This window comes from Thermostichus sp. MS-CIW-23, assembly GCF_054059455.1.
Window position 1 is genome coordinate 1 of record NZ_JBSSCC010000079.1, and the last position, 2271, is coordinate 2271.

2 protein-coding genes and 1 pseudogene are annotated in these 2271 nt (G+C 60.2%); all 3 read left to right on the top strand.

What is annotated here, in order from left to right; translation table 11 throughout:
• Positions 1-136, top strand: a pseudogene (locus ACVW0B_RS14285) (RNA-guided endonuclease TnpB family protein); the annotation flags it as partial.
• Between the two features lie 101 nt (positions 137-237).
• Positions 238-1560: a dihydroorotase gene (locus ACVW0B_RS14290; RefSeq protein WP_457491989.1), complete on the top strand. Its 1323-nt coding sequence runs from the start codon at positions 238-240 to the stop codon at positions 1558-1560.
• Between the two features lie 268 nt (positions 1561-1828).
• A complete protein-coding gene (locus tag ACVW0B_RS14295) occupies positions 1829-2230 on the top strand; it encodes a SaoD/DsrE family protein (protein WP_457385289.1) in 402 nt (133 codons plus the stop codon).
• The last annotated feature ends 41 nt before the right edge of the window (positions 2231-2271 follow it).

A 2271-nucleotide genomic window follows, 5' to 3' on the forward strand; every position in this document is an offset into this window, starting at 1 on the left:
TGCGGATTTGAATGGTGCGAATGTGATTGCGCTTTTGGGGGCTGTCGTAAACCAGCCTAGAGGTTCGGGCCTGTTTTGTTCTCTGGTAGAGCAGAACAGGCTCAGGGCTACTGAAAGCCCGCTCCGTACCGCTTAGCGGTCGGAGCCGGGTAGTTTACTGGATCCAGATGCGGCTGTGCTGGCGGAGCCAAGTCAATAGTCTTTATCTTGAGAGCGCCTTTGGGGGAGGGCGGAGCTTTGTCTGGAGATTTGCTGATCCGAAATGCTGAGCTGCTGGTGCCGGAAGGGGATCCCTGGCGGGGGGATGTGCTGGTGCGGGAGGGGCGCATTGCCCAAATCGGCCAAAACCTCTCGCCAGAAGGGGTGGCCAAGGTCATCGACGCCGAGGGCCATACCTTGATGCCGGGGGTGATCGATCCGCAAGTTCACTTCCGCGAGCCGGGCCGAGAGCACAAAGAAGACCTGCAGACGGGATCCTGGGCCTGTGCCCGGGGCGGGGTGACCAGCTTTTTGGAGATGCCCAACACCGACCCGCTGACGATTGACCAAGCGACGCTGGATGACAAGCTGGCCCGTGCGGCCAGCAAGTGTGTAGTCAATTACGGCTTTTTTATCGGGGCCACTGCCGATAACCTAAAAGAGCTGCAAACGGTGCAGGGAGCCTGTGGCATCAAAATCTTCATGGGATCCATGCATGGGCCCCTGTTGGTGGATGATCAGGCGGCGCTGGAGCGGATTTTCGGGGAAACGGATCCCAACTTCTTAATTGCCGTCCATGCTGAAGATCTGTCTCGCATCAAAGCCCGTAAGGCCCTGTTTGCCGGACGCACAGATGTAGCCGTTCACTCGCAAATTCAGGACGAGGAATCGGCCCTGATCGCCTCACGGCGGGCTTTGGACTTGGCCACCCGCTACCGCCATCGGCTGCACATTTTGCACCTCTCCACCGGCCTAGAGGTGGAACTGCTGCGCCAGCACAAGCCGGCCTGGGTGACGGCAGAAGTGACCCCTCAGCACCTGCTGCTCAGCACCGCCGATTACGCCCGGCTGGGATCCCTGGCCCAGATGAACCCCCCCCTGCGGGATCCCGCTAACCTGGCCCAACTGTGGCAGGGGCTGCAGGACGGGATCCTGGATTGCATTGCCACCGACCATGCCCCTCATACTTTGGAAGAAAAGGCTCAGCCCTATCCCCACTCCCCCTCGGGTATGCCGGGAGTAGAGACGGCCTTGCCCCTGATGTTGACGGCAGCCCAGCAGGGGCGTTGTACGCTGGCGCAGGTGGTGCGGTGGATGTGTGAGGCGCCGGCCCGCCTCTACGGGATCCCCAACAAAGGGCGGCTGCAGGTGGGCTACGACGCCGACCTGGTGCTGGTGGATCGCCACACACCCAAACCGGTGCGGCGGGAAGAGCTGCTGACCAAATGCGGCTGGAGTCCCTTCGAGGGCTGGGAATTGGTGGGCTGGCCCCTAGTCACGATCGTGGGCGGACAGATTGCCTTTCAAAACGGCCAGGTGGATCCCTCGGTGCGGGGAAAGGCTCTTCAGTTTCAGCGCTAGCCAGGGATCCCTGCTATCCCGCAAGGGCTTCCGATAGCAGCAGGACAGAAGTGGCGCAGTAGCCTATCCTAGCTTCCCTCTCCCTTTGTGGGAGAGAAGCCAGGCCTGAGGGCGGGATGGCGCAAAAGCCTCAGGAACGGTCTCAGGCTGGTTTGCCGATCACCACACACCTCGGCCTGCTGGGTCCGGCAACTCTGGCCCAGAAACTCGTGTTACTCTGAAAATGATAATTACTGATAATCAAAATTGAAAACGGCAAGGGGGCCTCATGAAAGTTGCCTACGTGTTCACTCACCCTCGCTGCGGCACCTATAAGTTGGGCCAGATGATCCTGCCCCAGCTAGAAGCAGGGGTGCATGGAGCGCAGGTGGTGGGCATGTTCTTTTTCGACGACAACTGCTTTGTTTTGCGGCAGGGGGATCCCATCGGCGAGCGCCTAGCCAAGATTGCCGAAGCGCAAAACATTTTTCTGATGATGTGCGACATGTGCGCCCTGGAGCGCAACCTGGCGGAAGGGGAACCCAAGTGGTGCGACGCCCAGGGACGTGGGTGCAAGGAGCCGGGCTACTGCGTTCCTAAAAACGTGGTCAAAGGCGTGCAGGTGGGCTGTTTCCCTGACCTCTACGAGGCCTTGAAAGACAACCCACCTGACCAAGTGATTACGCTTTGACGGAAGGACCCCGACTTAGCTGACGGCCACAGCCGCCGGCG

What these genes read in the sequence shown, in the direction of transcription:
- ACVW0B_RS14295 (WP_457385289.1), top strand. Translation starts at nt 1,829, where the DNA reads ATGAAAGTTGCCTACGTGTTCACTCACCCTCGCTGCGGCACCTATAAG.